This window comes from Photobacterium sp. SKA34 (genome assembly GCF_000153325.1).
Lineage (GTDB): Bacteria > Pseudomonadota > Gammaproteobacteria > Enterobacterales > Vibrionaceae > Photobacterium.
On the sequence record NZ_CH724145.1, the window covers coordinates 292,938 to 315,952 of the forward strand.

The following is a 23,015-nucleotide window of genomic DNA, read 5'->3' on the forward strand; positions in this document are numbered from 1 at the left end:
TCATGATCGAATTTATCGGCTAATGCCTATGCCTTTAATTGCCATTGTAGCGAAAAGGTAACCTACAACGAAAAACAATCATCAGCCACTGAGAGAACTATGAAATTTGTGCAACCTTTACAATCGGCCAAACTGATCAAACGTTATAAGCGTTTTTTAGCTGATATTGAACTTGATAATAGTGACGTTCGTACTATCCATTGTGCCAATACAGGTGCTATGACAGGCTGTGCTGAGTCTGGCAGTACTGTTTGGTATTCAACCTCTGACAATCCAAAGCGTAAATATCCCAATAGTTGGGAGCTAACTCAAACACTGAATAATGATTGGATTTGCGTGAACACAGCCCAAGCCAATCGATTAGTGGAAGAAGCAATTAGAAATGACGTAATTGATGAACTAACAGGTTACACATCACTGCGAGCAGAAGTTAAATATGGCACTGAAAATAGCCGCATTGATTTATTACTTGAGTCAGAAAGTCGACCACCCTGCTATATTGAAGTAAAAAGCGTCACCTTATTAGGGAAAGATAGACAAGGTCATTTTCCTGATGCTGCAACCACTCGAGGCCAAAAACACCTTAGAGAGTTAATGGAGATGGTTGATCAAGGTAACAGAGCGGTGCTTTTATTTGCAGTATTACATTCGGGAATTGATAACGTATCTGTAGCTGATCATATTGATCCAATATACGCTCAACTATTAACGCAAGCAGTGAAGGCTGGTGTTGAGGTTCTTTGCTACAAAGCAGAGCTCAATAAAAACCAAATCAAGCTGACTAATTGTATAGAATTTCGTCATTCAAACTAAAAAATGATGGTTTCTTCACATTGGTATAGAATTGAAGAAAGACAATAATTGCCACAGCCAACCCTTTCTGCTATAGATACCGCCCAAAATTAACCAGTGACGGTTATTAGGTACATTAGGAGATGCTATATGCCAGAGAGCAACGTTAAAAAATCACTAGGCATCCTGGCTATTGCTGGGGTTGAACCTTACCAGGAAAAAGCTGGTGAAGAGTATATGGGTGAAGCTCAACGCGATCACTTCCATAAGATTCTTTCAGCATGGCGTAATCAGCTTCGTGAAGAAGTTGATCGTACAGTAAACCATATGCAAGACGAGGCCGCTAACTTCCCAGATCCTGTCGATCGTGCAGCTCAGGAAGAAGAATTCAGCCTTGAATTACGTAACCGTGACCGTGAACGTAAACTGATCAAAAAAATCGAAAAAACGCTAAAGCGCATTGAAGAAGATGATTTCGGCTTCTGTGACTCTTGTGGTATCGAGATCGGTATTCGTCGTTTAGAAGCTCGCCCAACAGCAGAACTTTGTATTGACTGTAAGACACTTGCAGAAATCAAAGAAAAGCAAATGGCAGGCTAATTACGTCACCTGCGTTAATGCCTAATTTTAGAGGGAGCGAAAGCTCCCTCTTTCGTTTACACTAACGTGCGATTTAATTTGTGTGGCGCTATTATTAGCGCGACTTATCCATGTTGATCATTGCTTGCGCTCTAATCACGCTCAATTGAGCTTAAGATTGGCTCGCACCAAACTGAATAAGGTTCTGTATTAAGAGTCTTATTCAGTTTGGAGGGCTTGCCTTGCTGCAGTATCCCCTAGCTCTGGTCAACATATTTTAACGCCGAGCCTAGTCACCTAATCAGGTCTAGGCTGCTTTATTGTTCATAATTTATGACACAGACGACACAATATATAGGACGCTTTGCGCCATCACCCTCAGGGCCACTTCATTTCGGATCATTGATAGCCGCACTCGGTAGTTACTTGCAAGCCAAGTCACATCAAGGGCGCTGGATTGTCAGAATGGAAGATCTCGACCCACCACGAGAGATGCCAGGTGCTGCAGATGATATTCTTCGTACTCTTGAAGCTTATGGCTTTGCGTGGGACGGCGGAATTATGTATCAAAGCCAACGTCATGATGCATACCAAAGTCAAATAGACCAATGGTTAGTCCAAGGCGATGCTTATTATTGTCAATGTAGTCGTAAAGCAATCAAAGAAGCAGGCGGTTTTTACCCAGGTACCTGTCGTAACCTCAATCAACAGCCTAAAGACAGTGCTGTTCGGTTAAAAGTGGACAAACCTATCACTCTTTTCGATGATCAATTACATGGCCAAATCGCTCTACCAACTTCTGTTGCGGGAGAAGATTTTATCATTCGACGTCGAGACGGGTTATTTGCTTATAATCTTGCGGTTGTACTTGATGATATCGAACAAGGGATCACTGAAGTTGTTCGTGGTGCTGATTTAATTGAACCTACGGGACGTCAAATTGGCTTATACCAACAGCTTGGTCATGCCCCTGTGAGCTATTTACACTTACCGCTCGCTGTAACGGAAAATGGCAATAAATTGTCAAAACAAAACCATGCGCCAGCGATTGATAAACACAATCCTCGGCCAGCTTTAGTTGCAGCGCTACATTTTTTAGGCCTAGCGCCACCAGCAGAACTTGCTGAACTAACTGTAGAAGAAATTTTATTGTGGAGCGTTGAACATTGGCAGCTTGATAAGCTACCAAAAACCACCGCTATCACACTAGCATTCTAAAATAGTCTGCCGTGATATATTATATACGGCTGTTTGTTGAACCAGATGCACATAATGGGGTGTATTATCTTTAATCGAGTAGCCAGCTTTTGCCGTAAAGTATTGAATCGCGACAGTAGTACTCGCGTTCCAGAGGAACAAACTTTGCAAGTTTACCAACGCCAAGAGCACAGCATTTCACGTAAAGATATCAGCGAAAATGCGCTGAAAGTACTATATCGTCTAAACAAAGCCGGTTACGACGCTTACTTAGTAGGTGGCGGCGTACGTGATTTACTTCTAGACAAACAACCTAAAGACTTCGATATTGCAACTAATGCAACACCTGAAGACATTAAAAAGCTCTTTCGTAACTGTCGCTTAATTGGTCGTCGTTTTCGTCTTGCCCATATCCTATTCGGTCGTGACATTATTGAAGTGGCAACATTCCGCGGACACCATTCAGACGCGCCAGTTCAGACGACGACACCAAAAGATAGCAAACAAAAACCACAAATCTCATCGCGTAGCCAAGAAGGCATGTTACTTCGTGACAACGTCTACGGCACGATTGAAGAAGATGCAGAGCGTCGTGATTTCACCATCAACGCACTTTATTATAGTGTGAAAGATTTTACGGTGACCGATTACGCCAACGGTGTTCACGATCTTAACAATCGTATTGTTCGCTTAATGGGTGATCCTGAAACCCGTTACCGTGAAGATCCTGTACGAATGTTACGTGCAGTTCGTTTCGCGGTAAAACTGGATATGGAAATTGATCCTGCAACAGCAGCACCGATCAAAGATCTTGCGCCACTCATGCTAGATATTCCATCGGCACGTTTGTTCGAAGAAAGCCTAAAACTGCTGCAATCAGGGCAAGGTTTAGAAACCTACCGTATGCTACGTGAATATAACCTATTCCAACAGCTTTTCCCTATTTTGGCCGATCACTTTACTGAAGATAACAGCAGCCAAACAGAGAAGATGATTGAGCATATCTTGGCATCTACCGATAAGCGAATTGCAGAAGATAAACGCGTAAATCCTGCCTTTATCTATGCGGCAATGCTGTGGTATCCAATGATGATCCGTGCAGAAGAAGTGTCTTTTGCAAGTGGTTTATCATTCTACGACGCCTTTATGGTTGCTAGTAACGATATTCTTGATGATCAAGTCCGTACTATTGCGATTCCACGCCGCCATACCACCACTGTGCGCGATATTTGGCAACAGCAATTACGCTTTGCTCGTCGCAGTGGCAAGCGTGCGTTTAAAACCATGGAACACCCTAAATTCCGTGCCGCTTACGACTTCTTAGAAATGCGTGCCCTATTTGAAGGTCATGATATTAAAGAGTTAGCGCAATGGTGGAATGAATTCCAAAACGTGGATCGCAACCAGCGCGGTAAAATGGTGCTGAACCTGAATGAAAGTGGCAGTCGTCGCCCACGTCGTCGCCGTCCGCAACAGCGCCGTAAAAAGCCACAGCCGAAATCATCATGATCCGAGCTTATATCGCAATAGGCAGTAACTTGGGCGATCCTATCGCCCAAGCTAATAACGCCATTGATGCGTTACACGCACATCCTGATATGACGGTCGTTGCTGTGTCATCCCTATATAGCAGTACACCTATGGGACCACAGAACCAACCCGATTATATAAATGCCGTGGTAGCAATCGATACCGATTTAGCACCACTCGCATTACTTGATCAAACCCAAGCCATTGAACTTAAACATGGTCGAGTACGTAAAGATGAGCGTTGGGGACCAAGAACCTTGGATCTCGACATTCTGTTATACGGTGATCTTATACACCATTGCAAACGTTTAACCGTTCCCCATTACGGTATGAAAGTACGAGAATTTGTACTCTACCCGTTAGCTGAGATAAACCCTAAGTTAACCCTACCTGACAACACCTCTTTATCCACTCTATTGGATCAGGTAGACCTAAATGGCTTAGCTATCTGGCAAAAATAAAAATCTATCAGGGCGAGGAAAAGCTATGAAGAAAATTACTATCAACGATCTCATGAAATGGAAGCAAGAAGGTCGTAAGTTCGCATCAGTCACTGCCTACGATGCAAGTTTTGCTCAATTATTTGAGCAACAGGAAATGCCAGTATTACTGGTTGGTGATTCTCTTGGCATGGTTTTACAAGGCCGTGAAGATACGCTTCCTGTTACTGTAGAAGAAATCGCTTACCACACACGTAGTGTTCGTGCGGGTAGCCCTAATGCATTACTGATGGCTGATATGCCATTTATGAGTTATGCAACACCAGAGCAAACTTGTGAAAATGCAGCAAAGCTAATGCGTTCTGGCGCTAATATGGTCAAACTAGAAGGTGGCGCATGGTTAGCAGATACCATTTCTATGCTAGCTGAACGTGCCGTACCCGTTTGTGCTCACCTCGGTTTAACACCACAATCCGTCAATATTTTTGGTGGGTACAAAGTACAAGGCCGTGATATCGACAAAGCCGATGAAATGGTTAAAGACGCTATCCTATTAAAAAATGCAGGCGCACAAATCATTGTTCTTGAATGTGTACCAGCTAGCCTTGCTGAGCGCATTACCAAAGCGGTAGAGATCCCCGTAATTGGTATTGGTGCAGGTAACAGTACCGATGGTCAAATTCTAGTTATGCACGATATGTTCGGTATTTCTGCCAATTATATGCCGAAGTTCTCGAAAAACTTCCTCGCAGAAACTGGCGACATGCGTGCGGCCGTCACTAAATATATTAAAGATGTTGAGAAAGGTGAATTTCCAGGCTCTCAACATACCTTTGAATAAGGAATAAAAGATGCAAACATTCGCCGAGATTGCTCCACTAAGAGAGCAAATTCGTACCTGGCGCCGTGATGGGCGCCGTATCGCTTTTGTTCCCACAATGGGTAATTTGCATGAAGGCCACTTAACGCTAATGCGTAAAGCGCGTAAACATGCCGATGTTGTTGTTGCTAGTATCTTTGTTAATCCAATGCAGTTTGACAAGACAGAAGATCTACAAACGTATCCACGTACGTTAGAGCAAGATATTGCCAAACTGAGCCAGCAAAATATGGTTGATGTGGTATTCACACCAACGCCGGAAGTTATGTACCCTGCAGGCTTAGACAATCAAACATTTGTTGAAGTACCAGGCTTATCTAGCATCTTAGAAGGCGAATTGCGTCCTGGTCATTTTCGTGGTGTAGCAACCATCGTTAATAAACTTTTTAATATCGTTCAGCCTGATGTTGCCTGCTTTGGTGAAAAAGACTTCCAACAATTGGCGCTTATTCGTCAAATGGTTATTGACCTTGAACTCGATATCAAAATTGTTGGTGTGCCTACAGTACGTGAAATGGACGGTTTAGCCATGAGCTCGCGCAATGGCAAACTAACAGTAGATGAACGTCAACGAGCGCCTGTACTTGCCCGAACTATGCGTTGGGTCAGTAGCCAAATGCGTGGTGGTCGTACTGACTGTGACGAGCTTGTCGTCGATGCCAATGATCAATTACGTGCGGCAGGTTTACAGCCTGACAAATGTTTCATTCGTGATGCAGTCACCTTGTTGCCTGTAACCGAAGGAACTCAGCATGCGGTGATCTTGATGTCATCTCAATTAGGTAAAGTCCGCCTGATCGATAACCAAGTTGTTGACTTGGGACCGACTCAAACATCAGATGAAGATGTCGCTGAATAAACGTTAGTAATAACGGTTAATAAAAAATGCCGCTCATTGAGCGGCATTTTTTATCTTAAGTATCACGTTATGAACGTAAGCCAATACCACGTGATATTAGATAATATGCCACGCTATACAACGCAATAACAAAAATACTCAACACAGCAAACGATGTACCAATCCCCACATCAGAGACGCCAAGAAAGCCGTAGCGGAAGGCATTTACCATATAAACGATTGGGTTGATTTTCGATACACCTTGCCAAAATTCAGGTAATAAATTGATCGAGTAAAACACCCCACCAAGATAAGTTAACGGCGTTAACACGAACGTTGGAATAATACTGATATCATCAAACGTGCGAGCGAATACCGCATTTATTAAGCCGCCTAATGAGAACACGATAGATGTCATTACCACGGTTGCGACAATCACACCAATATGTGCAATGTGAAGCTTTACAAACAACAATGACACAATCGTAACTAATGTACCCACCGCTAAACCACGTAGAACACCGCCACCGACATAACCGGCAATAATGATGTAGTTAGGAACTGGCGCAACCAATAACTCTTCAATATTATGCTGAAATTTAGCACTAAAAAAAGAAGACGCGACATTAGAATAAGAATTAGTGATCACTGACATCATGATCAAACCCGGCACGATATAGGCCATATAACTAAACCCTTCCATATCACCAATTCGGCTACCAATTAAGTTGCCAAAAATAATGAAATACAAGGTCATGGTAATTGCAGGTGGTACTAACGTTTGTACCCAAATACGTGTAAATCGATGGATTTCTTTGCCGGTTAAGCTCTTAAAAGCGATCCAATATTGTTTCTTCACGCCTTCACTCCTTTATTGTTCTGTGCTTGGTTTACCAAAGTGACAAATAACTCCTCTAAGCGATTACTCTTATTACGCATCGATTTAACCTCGATCCCTTGCTCAGTTAATTGACTGAATACAGGATTTAAACTTTCGCCTTTTTTCAGTTCAATTTCCAAAGTCGCACTATCAATCAATAGACTATTGAAGCCAATCAGGTTCGGTGCAGTCTCTTGCGGATTGATATCTAAAATAAAGGTTTCTAATTCAAGCTTTCCCAATAAATGTTTCATTGAGGTATGCTCAATCAATTCACCTTGGTCAATGATGCCGATATTACGACACAGCATTTCAGCTTCTTCCAAGTAGTGAGTGGTAAGAATAATCGTCACCCCCTCTTGGTTTATTTTACGTAAAAACGTCCACATAGATCGGCGTAATTCAATATCAACACCTGCAGTTGGCTCATCTAAAATCAGCAACTTAGGCTCATGCATTAATGCACGAGCAATCATTAATCGACGCTTCATCCCACCCGATAAATTACGCGCACGCTCACTGCGCTTACCCCATAAATCAAGCTGTGATAAATATTTCTTGGCACGCTCTTTAGCAAGCAATCGCTCTACACCGTAATAACCTGCTTGGTTAATCACGATTTGCTCAACCGTTTCAAAAGGGTTGAAATTAAATTCTTGTGGCACTAACCCTAGCTGATTTTTCGCATAGACTTTTTCAGAGTCTAAATCATAACCAAAGATTTTTACTGAACCAGAAGTCTTATTTACCAATGAGCTAATAATACCAATAGTGGTCGATTTTCCTGCACCATTAGGGCCTAATAAAGCAAAAAAGTCGCCTTCATCAACGGTTAAGCTCATATTTTTTAAAGCTTCTACACCGCCTTTGTAAGTTTTTCTTACATTTTTTATTTCTAAAGCATTCATAAATTGCAATCTTTCTGTTACAAAAATAAAAGGAATTATTAATTATCTATCACTAATCCGATTTGCTATTAGCGAAGCTTGTGTATAGTAAGGAACATATCAATATAAGGTATCATCATGGCAGATATTAAGCAGCTCTTCGCAAACAACCTATCTTGGTCAGAGAACATTAAAAATGAAGATCCTGACTACTTTACAGAATTAGCAAAAGGACAACATCCACAATATCTTTGGATTGGTTGTTCTGACAGCCGTGTTCCCGCAGAACGTTTAACGGGACTTGTCTCTGGTGAGCTATTCGTTCACCGAAACGTAGCTAACCAAGTGATCCACACCGATCTTAACTGTTTATCCGTGGTTCAGTATGCTGTTGATGTACTGAAGGTGAAACATATTATTATCTGTGGCCACTATGGCTGTGGTGGTGTAACTGCTGCCCTTGAAAACCCACAGCTAGGTTTAATCAATAACTGGCTGCTTCATATTCGCGATCTTTATTTAACGCATCGAAATGAATTTGGTGCTCTTCCTCGCCAAGAGTGGGATGACAAGTTATCTGAAATCAATGTCGCCTCTCAAGTATACAACTTAGGTAACTCAACAATAATGCAACAAGCATGGGAACGGGGACAAGAAGTGAAGATCCATGGTTGGATCTACGGTACAAGTAATGGTGTACTTAAAGATCTTGGCGTGACCTCAACCAGTCGTGAAACGCTTGAAGTCGGCTACCAATCGGCAATGTCTTCACTGCTGCCACCGTTAGAGCAGTCTATTAATGATCATATTTCTGAAAAAAATAACTAAGCTTCAAAATTGATCATGATAAAAAAAGCGACCTGATGGTCGCTTTTTTTTATTCCGGAACCACTTTACCAATAAATGGTAAATGACGGTATTTTTGTGCGTAGTCAATTCCGACACCCACAACAAATTCATCAGGAATAACAAAACCGTACCAATCAACTTTCACGTCCACTTCACGACGCTCTGGCTTATCAAGTAAGGTACAAATACGAATAGAGTTAGGCTCGCGCAGCGATAAGATCTCACACACTTTATTTAAAGTATTACCGGTATCGATAATATCTTCTACAAGCAGTACATCTTTGCCTTTGATGTCATCATCAAGATCTTTCAAGATACGAACATCACGGTTACTTTCCATCGTATTACCGTAGCTTGATGCAGTCATAAAATCGACTTCATGAGGCAAGTCAATCGCACGAGCAAGATCTGCCATGAACACAAAAGAACCACGCAATAAACCTACCATCACAAGATCTTTTGAATCTTTGTAACATTCAGTAATTTGCTTACCTAGCTCTTTAACACGTTCTTGAACTTCCTGCTCAGAAATCATTACTTCAATTGTATGTTTCATTTTCTTCTCCATTTGTGCGACTGCACTAGCCATCACAGGCTACTTATTTCAAAGGAATCGCATTGTACCACTCCTCAGAAATAATGGTTATTTAATCAATAGTGTCAATTATCCGAAACACTTTAGATTAGTTATATTTGCCGAACAGTTGTTTATTATGTAACCTAGCCTTATTAAAACAGATGCATAAACAGTTATTATACTTAGGCTAGGGATTATTAATTATGGATACGATTACAAAAAAAACCCGTACTCGTCTTTCACCTGAAAAAAGAAGACAGCAACTTCTTGATTACTCATTAGAAGTATTTGCCAGAAGAGGTATTGGCCGTGCAGGACATGCTGATATAGCTGAAATGGCAAACGTTTCTGTTGCAACTGTATTTAATTACTTTCCAACCCGTGAGGCGCTAGTTGAACAAGTTCTCGTTGAGGTTGAAAACGAGTTTAGTGCATTACTAGAAGAATGTCTGGGCGATAAAAACAAGACACTTCATGCTCGTTTAACCTGCATTAGTCACAATCTTATCGATACGGTTTTAGACCAACAAGATTGGATTAAAGTATGGTTTGAATGGAGTACTTCTGTACGCGATGAAGTATGGCCACAATTTGTTGAAACTAACCGTAACAACCTTCATAAAGTACGTGACGCATTTGCCCAAGCTATTGATAACGGCGAAATTACTACCGCACAAAAAGCCGATGATTTAGCAAAATTATTACACGGTATTTGTTATGTCATTTATATCCAAGCTAATTTACTGCCGGATCAAACGGCACTTCAAGAGCAAGCTGAAATCTATCTTGAAGCATTAGCTTTAAATCGCTAATTCAAGTGCATAAATAATAAAGCCTGCATAATGCAGGCTTTATTATTAGCGAAATTGAGAACAACGATCTTTTTGCAAATAGCTATGCAACCGCAAATACCACAGGTAAATGGGGTTCAACTTCAACCACAACACGATCTCCAACATTCATCAATAAGTTTGAATTAACAATCAATTTATAACCTGAAAAATCAACCGTATAACGACAGCTATCTCCCATGAATTGTTGTTCGATAATCTCACCATCACCATCATTTTGTAACATGACACGCAAGTTTTGTGGCCTTAAAAGCCAGTCAACTGACGTCTCATCAAGTAACGTTTCATTAGACGCTAACGCTAACTCACCTAAGGGTGTCAACAAACGCGTTTGATTTTTTACCGTAGCTGGGAGGTAAGACCCGGTGCCGAGGAAATCTGCAACAAATCGACTACTTGGCTGATAATACAACTCCGTAGCACTACCAAATTGTTCTATCACTCCATGATTCATAACCGCCATTTTATCAGCAAAGGCGAAAGCTTCTTCACGGCTATGGGTAACAAAGATCGCTGTCACTCCCTGCGCTTTAAAGATTTTTCGAATATCACGAATCAAACTATGTCGTACCTGAGTATCTATGTTTGAGAACGGCTCATCCAATAAGATCAAATCAGGCTCACACGCCAGTGCACGAGCAATCGCGACACGTTGCTGTTGCCCTCCTGATAATTGGTGTGGATAACGATCCTCTAACCCCGTTAAATGCACCAAGGTTAACATTTCTTGGATCTTGGCTGCTGTACGGGCTTTATCCCAATGGCGTAAGCCAAAGGCTATATTTTGCGCCACGGTTAAATGCGGGAACAATGCATAATCTTGGAAAATCATCCCAATATTACGTTTCTCTGGTGGTAACCATTGCTGCTCATCAACAATTGTCCGGCCATTAATCGACATTAAACCTTGTTCCAAGGGGAGCAATCCTGCAATCGCTTTTAACAACGTTGTTTTACCGCAACCACTTGCGCCTAACAAACAAACGATCTCACCTGAATTAACCGCTAACGATAAGTCTTGCAACACGGCCTGACCATGGTAACTACAAGTTAAGCCGCTGACTGATAATGCATATTTCATTAGTTCTTTTGCTCCAAAGATCGGTTAACCAATACCAAAGGAATTAAGCCCACAACCACCAGCAAAATAGCCGGTAATGCAGCTAACTCAAGCTGTTCATCTGACGCAAAATTAAATACATAAGTCGCTAAGGTTTCAAAATTAAATGGCCGCAGAAGTAAGGCTGCATTGAGCTCTTTCATTGACTCAATAAACACCAATAATCCAGCAATTAAACAACCACGACGTATTAACGGCAGATGAACTTTTCTCAACATCGCCGTTGAGGCATAGCCCATGGTTTTCGACGCCATATCTAATGATGGCGATACTTTGGTTAAGCTTGTTTCAATGCTACCAATCGCAACGGCAGCAAAACGGACCACAAAGGCAAAAATAATCGCGAATATCGTACCTGAGAAAATTAATCCCGGGCGACCTAGCCCTAAGCTAATCGCAATATCATTCACCAGATGATCTGCACTGGTTAGTGGGATCATCACTCCTATCGCTAACACAGTACCCGGTACCGCATAGCCTAATGACGATAAACGGATTGGCATTTGGCTAAAACCATTACCATCAAGGCGTCGATAAAAGTTAACCAAAAGCCCTAACATTACCGCTATAACAGCAGCAGTAATCGAGACAAATAAGCTATTTACGCTGTATTGTTTAAATTCAGGTGTCCAACTTTGGCTAAAATACTCAACGGCGTAATAGCCCAGTTGTAGCAGCGGAAAAATAAAAGCACAGCCAACAAGCCCCCAACACCATACAAGTGCTAGCCACTTTTTCCATCCTCTTAAGTTGTACTTAACATCTCCATCGTTATCACATTGATGTTGAAACATCTTTTGTTTACGACGACTGAAGCGCTCACTACTGATCAAAAAGAAAATAACAAGCAACATGATGGCTGAGATTTTCGCGGCAGCATAAAGATTAGAATAACCTAGCCACGTATCATAAACCGCTGTCGTTAGCGTATTAACGGCAAAGTAACTAACCGTACCAAAATCCCCTAATGCTTCCATTGCCACAAGCGACACACCAACAGCAATAGCTGGACGTGCTAACGGCAGTGAAATACGACGGAAACTTTCCCAAGGTGTGCAACGAAGCAAACGTGCTGATTGCAATAAGCTGACACTCTGCTCCATAAAAGCAGCACGAACGAGAAGATAAATATAAGGATAAAGCACTAAGGCTAAAACAAAACATGCCCCGCCTAATGAGCGAAGATCAGGAAACCAATAGTCACCAACATGCTGCCAGCCGAACATACTGCGTAAAAAAATCTGAATTGGGCCAGCGTAGTCAAACCAATTCGTATAGAGATAACCAACAATATAGCCGGGCATGGCTAAAGGTAAAACAAGTGCCCATTGAAGTGTTTTTTCGGTTGGTAAACGGCACATTGCCATTAACCAAGCAGTAGGAAGGCCGAAGCACAGAGATAACAGTACCGTGCCAAAAACTAAAGCAACAGTATTAAAGGCATAGGTAGGCATCACCGTATTCATTAGGTGACCAAACACCTCATCTGAATTGCCCATTGCGGTAAAAAATATTGCCAGAATAGGAAAAACCAGTAGCAGAGCAAAGGTCCAACTACCGGCTTTCCAGAACAAAAACTTTTCTTTCATTGACTACTACTTAGTATTTTCCAATATATCCACCATAAGAAAAAACGGCAAGATTAAGCATCGACATTCCCTAGTAATGGGAAGAGGAAACTACCACAACTTATTGCAAAATTTACCAAGCATGATGCAAAAATAGGGCTTAGCACCCCATTTATTTTGTAACTAATTACAGATCAAACTTCACTTCATCCAGCAGTTTTGTTGCTGCATTGTGGTACTGTGCAATCTTGTCTAGTGATACATCATCAGCTTTAAAATCACCCCAAGATGCAACTAGCTCTGAACGCTTCACACCCTCTTTAACTGGGTACTCATAGTTCACTTCAGCGTACATTTCTTGTGCTTTATCTGAGGTTAAGAATTCCATTAACTTAAGTGCATTAACTTGGTTTGGCGCGTATTTCGCCATTGCCATACCACTTACGTTAACGTGCGTACCATTACCTTCTTGACCAGGGAAGTTAATGTAAACCGCTTCAGCCCATGCTTTTTGGTTTTCATCGTTAACCATTTTACCTAGGTAGTAGCTGTTACCAATCGCTAGATCACATAGGCCTTCTTTCACAGCTTGAACTTGTGCGCGGTCGTTACCTTGAGGTTTACGAGCAAGGTTGGCTTTCACACCTTCAAGCCACTTTTTCGTTTCCGCTTCACCATAGTGAGCGATCATTGATGAAACAAGTGAAACGTTGTAAGGGTGCTTACCTGAACGTGTACAAATTTTACCTTTCCACTCAGGCTTGGCTAAATCTGCGTAATCAAAAGAAGCCGGTAATTTACCTACACGATCTTTTGATGAGTAAACGTTACGAGAACGCAATGTTAGAGCAAACCACTCATCTTCGTTATCACGAAACTGTGCAGGAACATTACCATCAATCAGTTTGCTATCCACTGGCTGAACTAATTTCTTATCAGATAGCTCTACCAGACGGCTAATATCAGTTGTTAGTACAACATCAGCAGGGCTGTATTCACCTTCTTGCTCAAGCTTTTCTGCAAGACCTTTTTTAGCAAACTTCACATTAACTTTAATGCCAGTTTCTTTAGTGAATTCGTTAAACATAGGCTCAACTAGGAAAGGTTGGCGGTATGAATAAACATTAACCTCTTCAGCTGCAGTAGCAACTTGAGGAGCGGCTAAACCCATAAGGATTGCTGAAGCTAAAAGCTTTTTCATTGATTATTCCCTTAAACACAAAATGTAATGATAATGTTTCTCAATAAGATTCATTATACGTAAAACACTTACCTTCGCAATCCAGTAGTTACAATTTATTACAATCAAAAATAAAACTCGCCACCTATTCCTAGGTGACGATTTTTCATCTATAAAGTAATTAATTACTTATATTTTATTTTACGCTAACAAATTCTGGGTAAGCATCAACACCACAGTCATGTGAATCCATACCTTCCAATTCTTCTTCTTCTGTTACGCGAATACCAATCGTGGCTTTTAGTACACCCCATACAGCTAAACTTGCTGCAAACACCCAACCGAAGATAACTGCAGCGCCAAATAACTGAGTCATAAAGCTTGCATCTGCATTACTAAATGGCACAACCATTAGACCAAATAAACCACATACACCGTGTACTGAAATAGCACCTACTGGATCATCAATCTTCACTTTATCAAGTACAATAATACTAAACACAACTAATGCACCAGCAACCACACCAATAATTACAGCTGCAACAGGTGATGGTGATAATGGATCTGCCGTGATAGCCACAAGACCAGCTAACGCGCCGTTTAACACCATAGTTAAATCAGCTTTACCCCATGTTGTTTTACATACTGCTAGTGCTGCAATGGCACCAGCAGCGGCTGCGGCATTAGTATTTAGGAATATTTGACCAACAGCTGTTGCGTTTTCAAAGTCAGATACCATTAACTGTGAACCACCGTTGAAACCAAACCAACCGAACCACAGAATAAATGTACCTAATGTTGCAAGTGGCATGTTAGAACCTGGAATTGGGTAAATCTCGCCATTTTTACCATATTTACCTTTACGTGCTCCTAGCAGTATTACACCCGCTAGTGCTGCTGATGCACCTGCCATGTGTACAATACCTGAACCTGCAAAGTCACTAAAGCCAGCTTCTGATAGGAAACCACCACCCCATGTCCAGTAACCTTCTACAGGATAAATAACCGCAGTTAGCACTACAGAAAAGATTAAGAATGACCATAGCTTCATACGTTCAGCTACTGCACCAGAAACAACAGACATCGCAGTCGCAACGAAGACAACTTGGAAAAAGAAGTCAGATTCTAAAGAGTGATCAGCGCCTTCAGCTTGCGTTCCAATTAATGCTCCAAACGAGGGTAACCAACCACCCGCACTGTTATCGACATACATGATGTTGTAACCAACCAGTAGGTACATGGTACAAGCGATAGCATACAAACAAATATTTTTAGTTAAAATTTCAGTAGTGTTTTTCGAACGAACAAGGCCTGCTTCTAACATCGCAAAACCTGCCGCCATCCACATCACTAATGCGCCAGAGATCAAAAAGAAAAATGTGTCTAACGCATAACGTAATTCTATTACTGTTGTTGATAATTCCATGGTCGTCTTCCCCTAATAACCCAATTCATCAATTCTTTTATTGTTGTGAACTACAGTGCTTCTGTGTCCACTTCACCGGTACGAATTCGTACTGCGTGTTCAAGATCGTAAACAAAAATTTTGCCGTCACCGATTTTCCCGGTTTGTGCGGCTTTGCCGATGGCTTCAACAATGGCATCTAAATTCTGAGCTTGTGTCGCAATTTCAATTTTCACCTTAGGTAAAAAATCAACCTGATATTCAGCACCACGGTAAAGCTCTGTATGCCCTTTCTGTCGGCCAAATCCTTTGACTTCCGAGACAGTCATACCTTCTACACCGACATCGGCTAATGCTTCACGTACGTCGTCTAATTTAAATGGCTTAATAATGGCGTTAATTATCTTCATTGCTTGCTCCTCAAATACCCAATCCTTGATGTTTACAGTTACTTAACAAACAAGCATTGTGCCAACTTTCATTTACATTAAAATTCAATAACTTAAGATATTTGAAGAAATTTAACGAAAAAAGGCTGCACCATCACAGTGCAGCCTTCTCACTAACATGAAGCATAAAAACGCCTCAAATCAATTCTATTTTTAAAACTCGATAAGAAAATTAAAAACGAGCAATAAAAGTACGCCAACCTTCTAACACTTGCTCAAGATCTTCAAATCCACAAACAGAAAGACTTTCTTCATCATAGAAATGAAAATCTTCTTCAAAGTCTTCCTCTTCTTCTGAAAACAAACAGTTAGCTTGAACTAAGGCTTCATTATCTTGCAATAATAGGGTTAATTCTTCACCTACTAAACGCCACTCTTGGCTGCTGTTTTTAATTGCACTAAGTTGATCCATGATGAGATCGAGCTTCTCGGTATCCTTACCTATTTCTTCAATGATCCAACGACCCAATACTTCATGACCCATAGAAAAAATAGCGTGATAAGTACCGTCCAAGGTATTTTTTTTAAATTCGTAGTCCATACCTTTCGTTCCTCATAGATGATCTTTTTGCTTTAATAAACTGATAAAATACAGCCCATACGCTTGCCGCCCATTGTCAGGATCTACTCAAGAAATGCAACTCAATACCACAAGTAGACGCAAATCGTGCTACACAATAACGTAACCATGGCAAAAATAATCGTATTCCTTCTCTTCGTTTAGAGCTCATTATTATGAAAATTGTTATTGCTCCTGATTCTTACAAAGAAAGCCTGACGGCAATGGAAGTGGCTACCGCGATTGAAAACGGTTTTCGCCAAGTATTACCAAACGCAGAATACATTAAACTTCCCATGGCTGATGGCGGTGAAGGCACAGTGCAATCAATGGTAGATGCTAGCAGTGGTCGCATTATTGAGTGCACAGTAACAGGGCCTTTAGGCGAACAGGTAAGTAGCTTTTTCGGTTTAATGGGTGATAACAAAACCGCCATTATCGAAATGGCGGCGGCATCTGGTTTATATCTTGTTAGCTCTGAGCAACGCAACCCAATGATGACCACCAGCTTTGGTACTGGTGAATTAATTATCGCCGCATTAGACAAAGGTGTAGAGCACATCATTATTGGTATTGGCGGGAGCGCAACTAACGACGGTGGTGCCGGTATGGCACAAGCGTTGGGTGTACGTCTACTGGATGAAAACAACAACCACATTTGCTTCGGCGGTGGCGCATTAGATCGCTTGCACCATATTGATATCAGTAACATCGACCCTCGCCTTACTAAGGTAAAATTAGACGTTGCGTGTGATGTCGATAATCCACTGTGTGGCGAGAAAGGCGCATCACGAATCTTCGGCCCTCAGAAAGGCGCAACTCCTGAGATGGTTGATCAGCTTGATAACAACCTTGCCTATTATGCCAAGATCATAAAACGTGATTTAGGAATAGATATAAAAAATAGGGCTGGTGCGGGTGCTGCTGGCGGTATGGGAGCAGCTTTGCTTGGACTCTTTAACGCACAGTTACGTTCAGGAATAGAAATAGTCATGGATGCGGTCAATTTAGCTGACGTATTAAAAGACGCTGATTTAGTGATTACTGGTGAAGGTCGCATTGATAGCCAAACTATTCATGGTAAAACTCCAATTGGGGTCGCACGCACAGCAAAACGTTTCAACAAAATTGTCATAGGTATTGCTGGGTGTCTATCTTACGACTGTGATGTGGTGTATGACCACGGTATTGATGCCGTATTCAGTGTCGTACCACGCTCGGTTAGTTTGGCTGAAGCGCTAGTAGAAGCTGCAATTAACGTTGAGCTTACAGCACGTAATGTGGCTGCGATTTACGCAATAACTCGTGAATAAAAACTTTTCTCGTACAAACAAAAACGCCTCGAACATTCGAGGCGTTTTTTATTATTTAATCAAAACTCAGCACAATGATTAAGCTGGTTTTTGAATGATCACATCATCCGCTTTCTTCGTGTAATCTTCCATACGATGGAAGTTTAAGTAACGGTATGTATCTGCCGCCGTTGCATCAATTTGTTTCGCGTATTCTAGGTATTCTTCTTTAGTTGGAATACGACCTAAAATAGCACCTACCGCAGCAAGTTCTGCTGAAGAGAGGTAAACATTTGCACCAGTACCTAAACGGTTAGGGAAGTTACGGGTTGAGGTCGACATCACTGTCGCTTTGTCTGCAACACGTGCTTGGTTACCCATACACAGTGAACATCCCGGCGTTTCAATACGAACCCCTGCACGACCAAAGATTCCGTAGTAACCTTCTTCAGTTAGCTGATCTTTATCCATCTTGGTTGGTGGTGCAACCCACAAACGTGTATCTAGCTGACCACCGAATTTTTCTAGCAGTTTACCTGCTGCACGGAAGTGGCCAATGTTCGTCATACATGAACCGATAAACACTTCATCGATTTGTGTACCTTGGACGTCAGACAGTAAACGCGCATCATCAGGATCATTTGGCGCACATAGAATTGGCTGATTAATGTCTGCCAAGTCAATATCAATCACGTGTGCGTATTCAGCATCATTATCTGCAGTCATTAGCTCTGGATTTGCTAACCACTCTTCCATCGCGGTAATACGACGCTCAATGGTACGACGATCCCCGTAACCTTCAGAAATCATCCACTTAAGCATCACGATATTTGAGTTTAAGTATTCTGCAATCGACTCTTGAGAAAGCTTAACCGTACAGCCTGCCGCACTCCGCTCTGCTGATGCATCAGACAGCTCAAATGCTTGCTCAACTGTTAGGTGTTCAACACCTTCGATCTCCAGTACTCGGCCAGAGAATTCGTTGATCTTACCCGCTTTCTCAACCGTCAGTAGACCTTGCTGAATCGCGTAATAAGGGATCGCATGCACAAGATCACGTAGCGTAATACCTTCTTGCATCTCACCTTTAAAGCGAACCAAAATTGATTCAGGCATATCCAATGGCATCACACCTGTCGCAGCAGCAAAGGCAACAAGACCAGAGCCTGCTGGGAATGAAATACCTAATGGGAAACGCGTATGTGAGTCACCACCTGTACCGACAGTATCAGGTAGTAGCATACGGTTTAGCCATGAGTGAATAACACCATCACCAGGGCGCAGTGATACACCGCCACGGTTCATGATAAAATCAGGTAATGTATGGTGAGTATTAACATCAATTGGTTTTGGATAAGCAGAGGTGTGACAGAAAGACTGCATCGTAAGTTCTGCTGAGAAACCAAGACACGCTAGGTCTTTTAGCTCATCACGGGTCATAGGACCAGTAGTATCTTGCGAACCTACTGTCGTCATCTTAGGCTCACAATAAGTGCCAGGGCGAACGCCTTCAACACCACATGCTTTACCTACCATCTTCTGCGCTAAGGTATAACCTTTACCGTTATCTTCAACAGCCACTGGGCGACGGAAAACATCTGATGATGCTAAGCCTAACGCTTGACGAGCACGATCAGTTAATCCGCGACCGATGATCAATGGAATACGGCCACCTGCACGTACTTCATCAATCAGTACATCTGTTTTTAGCTCAAAGGTAGAAACTAACTCATCGCTATCATGACGACGAACTTCACCTTTGAATGGGTACACATCAATCACATCGCCCATTTCAAGCTGAGTCACATCAACTTCAATTGGCAATGCGCCAGCATCTTCCATAGTATTAAAGAAGATTGGAGCAATCTTACCACCTAAGACATAACCACCTGCACGCTTATTTGGTACATAAGGGATATCATCACCCATGAACCAAAGCACAGAGTTAGTCGCAGACTTACGAGAAGACCCGGTACCAACAACATCACCAACATAAACAAGTTGGTGACCTTTTTCTTTTAACGCTTCGATTTGCTTAATCGGACCAACAGAACCTTGTTGATCAGGCACGATACCTTCACGTTCGTTTTTCAGCATCGCAAGTGCGTGAAGTGGAATATCGGGACGAGACCACGCATCAGGTGCTGGTGACAGATCATCGGTATTAGTTTCACCAGTGACTTTAAATACAGTCAGCGTGATTTTTTCAGCCAATGCGGGTTTAGATAGGAACCACTCAGCATCAGCCCATGATTGTAGAACTTGCTGCGCAAAAGTATTTCCCGATTTCGCTTTTTCTTCTACATCATAGAAAGCATCAAACATTAATAATGTATGTGACAATGTTTTAAAAGCAATCGGAGCAAGATCAGCGTCATCAAGTAACGCAATTAATGGCTCAATGTTGTAACCACCTTGCATTGTACCGAGTAACTCTGCAGCTTTTACTTTACTCACTATAGGTGATTGCGCTTCACCTCTTGTGATAGCTGAAAGGAAACCTGCTTTTACATATGCGGCTTCATCAACGCCAGGGGGAATACGATTTTCTAGTAGATCCAGCAGAACACTTTCTTCGCCTGCTGGCGGATTTTTTAGTAACTCAACAAGAGCGGCAACCTGTTCAGCATCCAATGGTTTGGCAACAACCCCTTCAGCAGCACGCTCTTCGACGTGTTTACGGTAGGCTTCAAGCACGACATATTCCTCATATTACGGCCTAGCTCTAGTGACTAGACATCCTTGGAAGTGGATGATCTCTGGATTATTATCAATCTTGTTTTGCTAAATACCTTCTGAGCAAAATTCATTTAGTAGAGACCAAATCTGTGTAAACATCATACCATTGTTAACTTAAACTTAAAAACTACTGCTTTTTTACAACATTCACATTTTAGGAAAATTCTTGTTCATAATGTGTAAAGCGATCCTCAATATTTATAACGCATAAAATAAAAGTCGCTTATTTCATATTGGTTTTATTTTCTCGTTTTTAGCTACAGGTCATATTAAGTGACATAAATCACTAAAGTTTTGTAACAAAATTGCAGATACATAACGGCGTGTTTTCATTTCATTGATCAGTATTGCGTTGTCACGTTGTGCATGGTCTGTTCATTTGCTCATAAATATAAGCCGTTTTATGAATTACAAACATTTAAGTATCAAATCTAAACTGATCATCGCGATAACGATGGCTGTTATTGCCTCTACCACTCTCGTCAGTGTACTCAGCCAAAACCAAGTTCGTACTGCGATTACCAACCGTATTTTAGATCTCGAATTACCCGCGATTTTGCTACAAATTCGTAATAATGTAGAAAAAGAAGTTATCCAACTTCAATCCGCTGCAGAACAACTGGCCAATAACAGCTATGTTGTCGATAGCGTATTAGATAACAAAGCACCACAAGACAAGACTCGTTTGGTTCAAGAACTACAAAATATAAAGAACCAATACAACCTACTTGATGTCTCTATTGCTGATCGAAATAACGGTGACTATTGGAATCAAAATGGCTTTCTTCGTCAGTTAACACCTCAACAGGATAGTTGGTTTTTTGATGCTGTGCGCAGTAATCAAGCTCGTAGCTTAAGCATTTTTCGTGAGAATAATGGCGAGGTTAAGCTGTTTTTTAACTATCAACAGTCCAATGGTGACACATTAGCAGGGCTGTCTAAGTCACTGGATGAGATGGCGAACTTCATTAGCCAATTTAAAATAAAACAAACAGGGTTTGTGTATTTAGTCGATAGCAAAGGGACAGTTAAGATCCACCGCGATAATAAAAAGATGCTAAATCACAACTCAATCTCTACACTGTTTGATTCCAACATCGCATCAAAATTATTAAATAAACAAAGCTTTAGCGTGGTATAAGCAAGCAGTGATCAAAAAGATGTGTTCTTAGCGGCTAGCTATATTCCTGCGATGGATTGGTACGTGATTGGTGAACTACCAAAACAAGAAGCGTTTGCCGCGCTTACTACTATTCGTAATCAAGTGATTCTCTTTACCTGTCTGATTGCTGCCATTTTCATTGTTGTTGCGATTTTCCTCGCCAGTAGCATTACGCGCCCTATTCAACAACTCGCTTCAATGTTTAAAGATCTGGGTGAAGGTGACGGCAATTTACGTCACCGCTTAACAGTGGAAGGAAATGATGAGATTGCACAATTATCATCAGGGTTTAATGGCTTCATTGGTAAAATCCACCACTCAGTAACAGAAGTAGCAGAAACCGGAAATTCACTGCGCCAAGCAGCAGAATCTGTCGCCCATCAAGCTCAACTCACACTGGATAATAGTCATAGCCAACGTGATAGAACCCTTCAAGTTGTCGCAGCAATTAATGAAATGGGCGCTACGGTTAATGAAATCGCCAGTAACGCCGCATTAGCTGCTGAATCTACGCAACAAGCAGAGCAACAAACCCATGATGGTCAGCTAGTTGTTGGTGAAGCGCGTAATACTATCAATCAACTGTCATCGGATATTAGCCAAGTCAGCGATGTCATTGACTCACTAGCAAGTAATACCCAGTCGATTGGTAGTATTTTAGATGTGATCCGTGGGATCTCAGAGCAAACTAACCTACTTGCTCTTAATGCAGCTATTGAAGCCGCGCGTGCTGGCGAGCAAGGACGAGGCTTTGCGGTCGTAGCCGATGAAGTGCGTAACCTTGCTAGTCGTACTGCCGATTCTACCGACGAGATCCAAACAATGATCAACCGCTTACAACAAGAAGCATTCAATGCTGTGGTCGCGATGGAGCAAAGTCGTCAACTGTCTGAAAATGGTGTATCAGCCTCAGATCAAGCATCTGTTGCTTTGGTGTCGATTTCTGAGCGTATTAGTCTAATTGCCGATATGAATACCCAAGTAGCTACCGCGACAGAAGAGCAATCAACCGTGGTACAAGATATTAATTGTAATATTGAAGAGATTAATGAAACGACACAGCTAACCGCAGAAACAGCGGCGCAATTAGCAGATTCCAGCCAAGCATTACGTCAACTATCACAACGTCTTGATGACATGGTCGGTACGTTTAAGTTGTAACCTTAAATTGAATGTTAGTACTGCTAAACGGCAGACAACAAAAAAGCGCCCTTGGGCGCTTTTTTATTATCATAACAAGT

The 23,015-nt window shown here is 41.7% G+C and carries 20 protein-coding genes and 1 pseudogene; 11 read left to right on the forward strand and 10 right to left on the reverse strand.

From position 1 onward, the window contains the following. Positions 1-99 precede the first annotated feature (99 nt). From sfsA to panC, 7 genes are all read left to right on the forward strand, one after another. Complete coding sequence (sfsA, locus tag SKA34_RS19930; RefSeq protein ID WP_006647287.1) at positions 100-813, forward strand: DNA/RNA nuclease SfsA; 714 nt, start codon at positions 100-102, stop codon at positions 811-813. Between the two features lie 129 nt (positions 814-942). Continuing rightward, a complete protein-coding gene (dksA, locus tag SKA34_RS19935; protein WP_006647288.1) occupies positions 943-1,392 on the forward strand; it encodes an RNA polymerase-binding protein DksA in 450 nt (149 codons plus the stop codon). 312 nt (positions 1,393-1,704) lie between these two features. Beyond that, positions 1,705-2,589, forward strand: a complete 885-nt coding sequence (gene gluQRS, locus SKA34_RS19940) for a tRNA glutamyl-Q(34) synthetase GluQRS (protein WP_039860973.1) — start codon at positions 1,705-1,707, stop codon at positions 2,587-2,589. Between the two features lie 54 nt (positions 2,590-2,643). After that, positions 2,644-4,077, forward strand: coding sequence for a polynucleotide adenylyltransferase PcnB (gene pcnB, locus SKA34_RS19945; protein WP_086004128.1), 1,434 nt, complete (start codon positions 2,644-2,646; stop codon positions 4,075-4,077). Further along, positions 4,074-4,559, forward strand: coding sequence for a 2-amino-4-hydroxy-6-hydroxymethyldihydropteridine diphosphokinase (gene folK / locus SKA34_RS19950; protein ID WP_006647291.1), 486 nt, complete (start codon positions 4,074-4,076; stop codon positions 4,557-4,559). The genes pcnB and folK overlap by 4 nt, the downstream gene beginning before the upstream one ends. A gap of 25 nt (positions 4,560-4,584) precedes the next feature. Next, positions 4,585-5,379 carry a 3-methyl-2-oxobutanoate hydroxymethyltransferase gene (gene panB, locus SKA34_RS19955; protein WP_006647292.1) on the forward strand — a complete coding sequence of 265 codons (795 nt, stop codon included), beginning with the start codon at positions 4,585-4,587 and terminating at the stop codon, positions 5,377-5,379. A 10-nt stretch (positions 5,380-5,389) separates the two neighbouring features. Next, the gene (gene panC, locus SKA34_RS19960; protein ID WP_006647293.1) at positions 5,390-6,277 is read left to right on the forward strand and encodes a pantoate--beta-alanine ligase; all 888 of its coding nucleotides are present in this window, start codon (positions 5,390-5,392) and stop codon (positions 6,275-6,277) included. Between the two features lie 67 nt (positions 6,278-6,344). Here panC and SKA34_RS19965 read toward each other — a convergent pair whose 3' ends face one another. Together SKA34_RS19965 and SKA34_RS19970 are read right to left on the reverse strand one after the other, a co-directional pair. Continuing rightward, positions 6,345-7,115: an ABC transporter permease gene (locus SKA34_RS19965; RefSeq protein ID WP_006647294.1), complete on the reverse strand. Its 771-nt coding sequence runs from the start codon at positions 7,113-7,115 to the stop codon at positions 6,345-6,347. Then, positions 7,112-8,044: an ABC transporter ATP-binding protein gene (locus SKA34_RS19970; RefSeq protein ID WP_006647295.1), complete on the reverse strand. Its 933-nt coding sequence runs from the start codon at positions 8,042-8,044 to the stop codon at positions 7,112-7,114. The genes SKA34_RS19965 and SKA34_RS19970 overlap by 4 nt, the downstream gene beginning before the upstream one ends. Before the next feature lie 117 nt (positions 8,045-8,161). Here SKA34_RS19970 and can point away from each other — a divergent pair, with 117 nt between their 5' ends. After that, positions 8,162-8,851 (forward strand): carbonate dehydratase, encoded by a 690-nt coding sequence (can, locus tag SKA34_RS19975; RefSeq protein ID WP_006647296.1) that lies wholly within the window; start codon positions 8,162-8,164, stop codon positions 8,849-8,851. 49 nt (positions 8,852-8,900) lie between these two features. Here the strand turns inward: can and hpt are convergent, their stop codons facing one another. Then, positions 8,901-9,428 (reverse strand): hypoxanthine phosphoribosyltransferase, encoded by a 528-nt coding sequence (hpt, locus tag SKA34_RS19980; RefSeq protein WP_006647297.1) that lies wholly within the window; start codon positions 9,426-9,428, stop codon positions 8,901-8,903. Positions 9,429-9,652: 224 nt separating this feature from the next. Between hpt and SKA34_RS19985 the strand changes: the two genes are divergently transcribed. Next, positions 9,653-10,261, forward strand: coding sequence for a TetR/AcrR family transcriptional regulator (locus SKA34_RS19985; protein ID WP_006647298.1), 609 nt, complete (start codon positions 9,653-9,655; stop codon positions 10,259-10,261). A gap of 82 nt (positions 10,262-10,343) precedes the next feature. On the opposite strand, the gene SKA34_RS19990 is transcribed toward SKA34_RS19985, so the two are convergent. From SKA34_RS19990 to SKA34_RS20015, 6 genes are all read right to left on the reverse strand, one after another. Next, entirely contained in the window at positions 10,344-11,381 is a 1,038-nt protein-coding gene (locus tag SKA34_RS19990; RefSeq protein WP_006647299.1) for an ABC transporter ATP-binding protein, read from the reverse strand. Next, entirely contained in the window at positions 11,381-13,009 is a 1,629-nt protein-coding gene (locus SKA34_RS19995; RefSeq protein WP_006647300.1) for an iron ABC transporter permease, read from the reverse strand. Before SKA34_RS19995 ends, SKA34_RS19990 begins: the two co-directional genes overlap by 1 nt. Before the next feature lie 166 nt (positions 13,010-13,175). Continuing rightward, positions 13,176-14,189 carry a Fe(3+) ABC transporter substrate-binding protein gene (locus tag SKA34_RS20000; protein ID WP_006647301.1) on the reverse strand — a complete coding sequence of 338 codons (1,014 nt, stop codon included), beginning with the start codon at positions 14,187-14,189 and terminating at the stop codon, positions 13,176-13,178. 175 nt (positions 14,190-14,364) lie between these two features. Next, positions 14,365-15,594, reverse strand: coding sequence for an ammonium transporter (locus tag SKA34_RS20005; protein WP_006647302.1), 1,230 nt, complete (start codon positions 15,592-15,594; stop codon positions 14,365-14,367). A 50-nt stretch (positions 15,595-15,644) separates the two neighbouring features. Next, on the reverse strand, positions 15,645-15,983 hold the full coding sequence (locus SKA34_RS20010) for a P-II family nitrogen regulator (RefSeq protein ID WP_005371288.1): 339 nt from the start codon (positions 15,981-15,983) through the stop codon (positions 15,645-15,647). 211 nt (positions 15,984-16,194) lie between these two features. Further along, positions 16,195-16,563: a YacL family protein gene (locus SKA34_RS20015; protein ID WP_006647303.1), complete on the reverse strand. Its 369-nt coding sequence runs from the start codon at positions 16,561-16,563 to the stop codon at positions 16,195-16,197. Positions 16,564-16,757: 194 nt separating this feature from the next. Between SKA34_RS20015 and SKA34_RS20020 the strand changes: the two genes are divergently transcribed. Continuing rightward, complete coding sequence (locus tag SKA34_RS20020) at positions 16,758-17,894, forward strand: glycerate kinase (protein ID WP_006647304.1); 1,137 nt, start codon at positions 16,758-16,760, stop codon at positions 17,892-17,894. Positions 17,895-17,972: 78 nt separating this feature from the next. Here SKA34_RS20020 and acnB read toward each other — a convergent pair whose 3' ends face one another. Continuing rightward, complete coding sequence (acnB, locus tag SKA34_RS20025) at positions 17,973-20,570, reverse strand: bifunctional aconitate hydratase 2/2-methylisocitrate dehydratase (protein ID WP_006647305.1); 2,598 nt, start codon at positions 20,568-20,570, stop codon at positions 17,973-17,975. A 445-nt stretch (positions 20,571-21,015) separates the two neighbouring features. Here acnB and SKA34_RS20030 point away from each other — a divergent pair. Further along, a pseudogene (locus SKA34_RS20030) lies at positions 21,016-22,935 on the forward strand (methyl-accepting chemotaxis protein). Positions 22,936-23,015 lie beyond the last annotated feature (80 nt).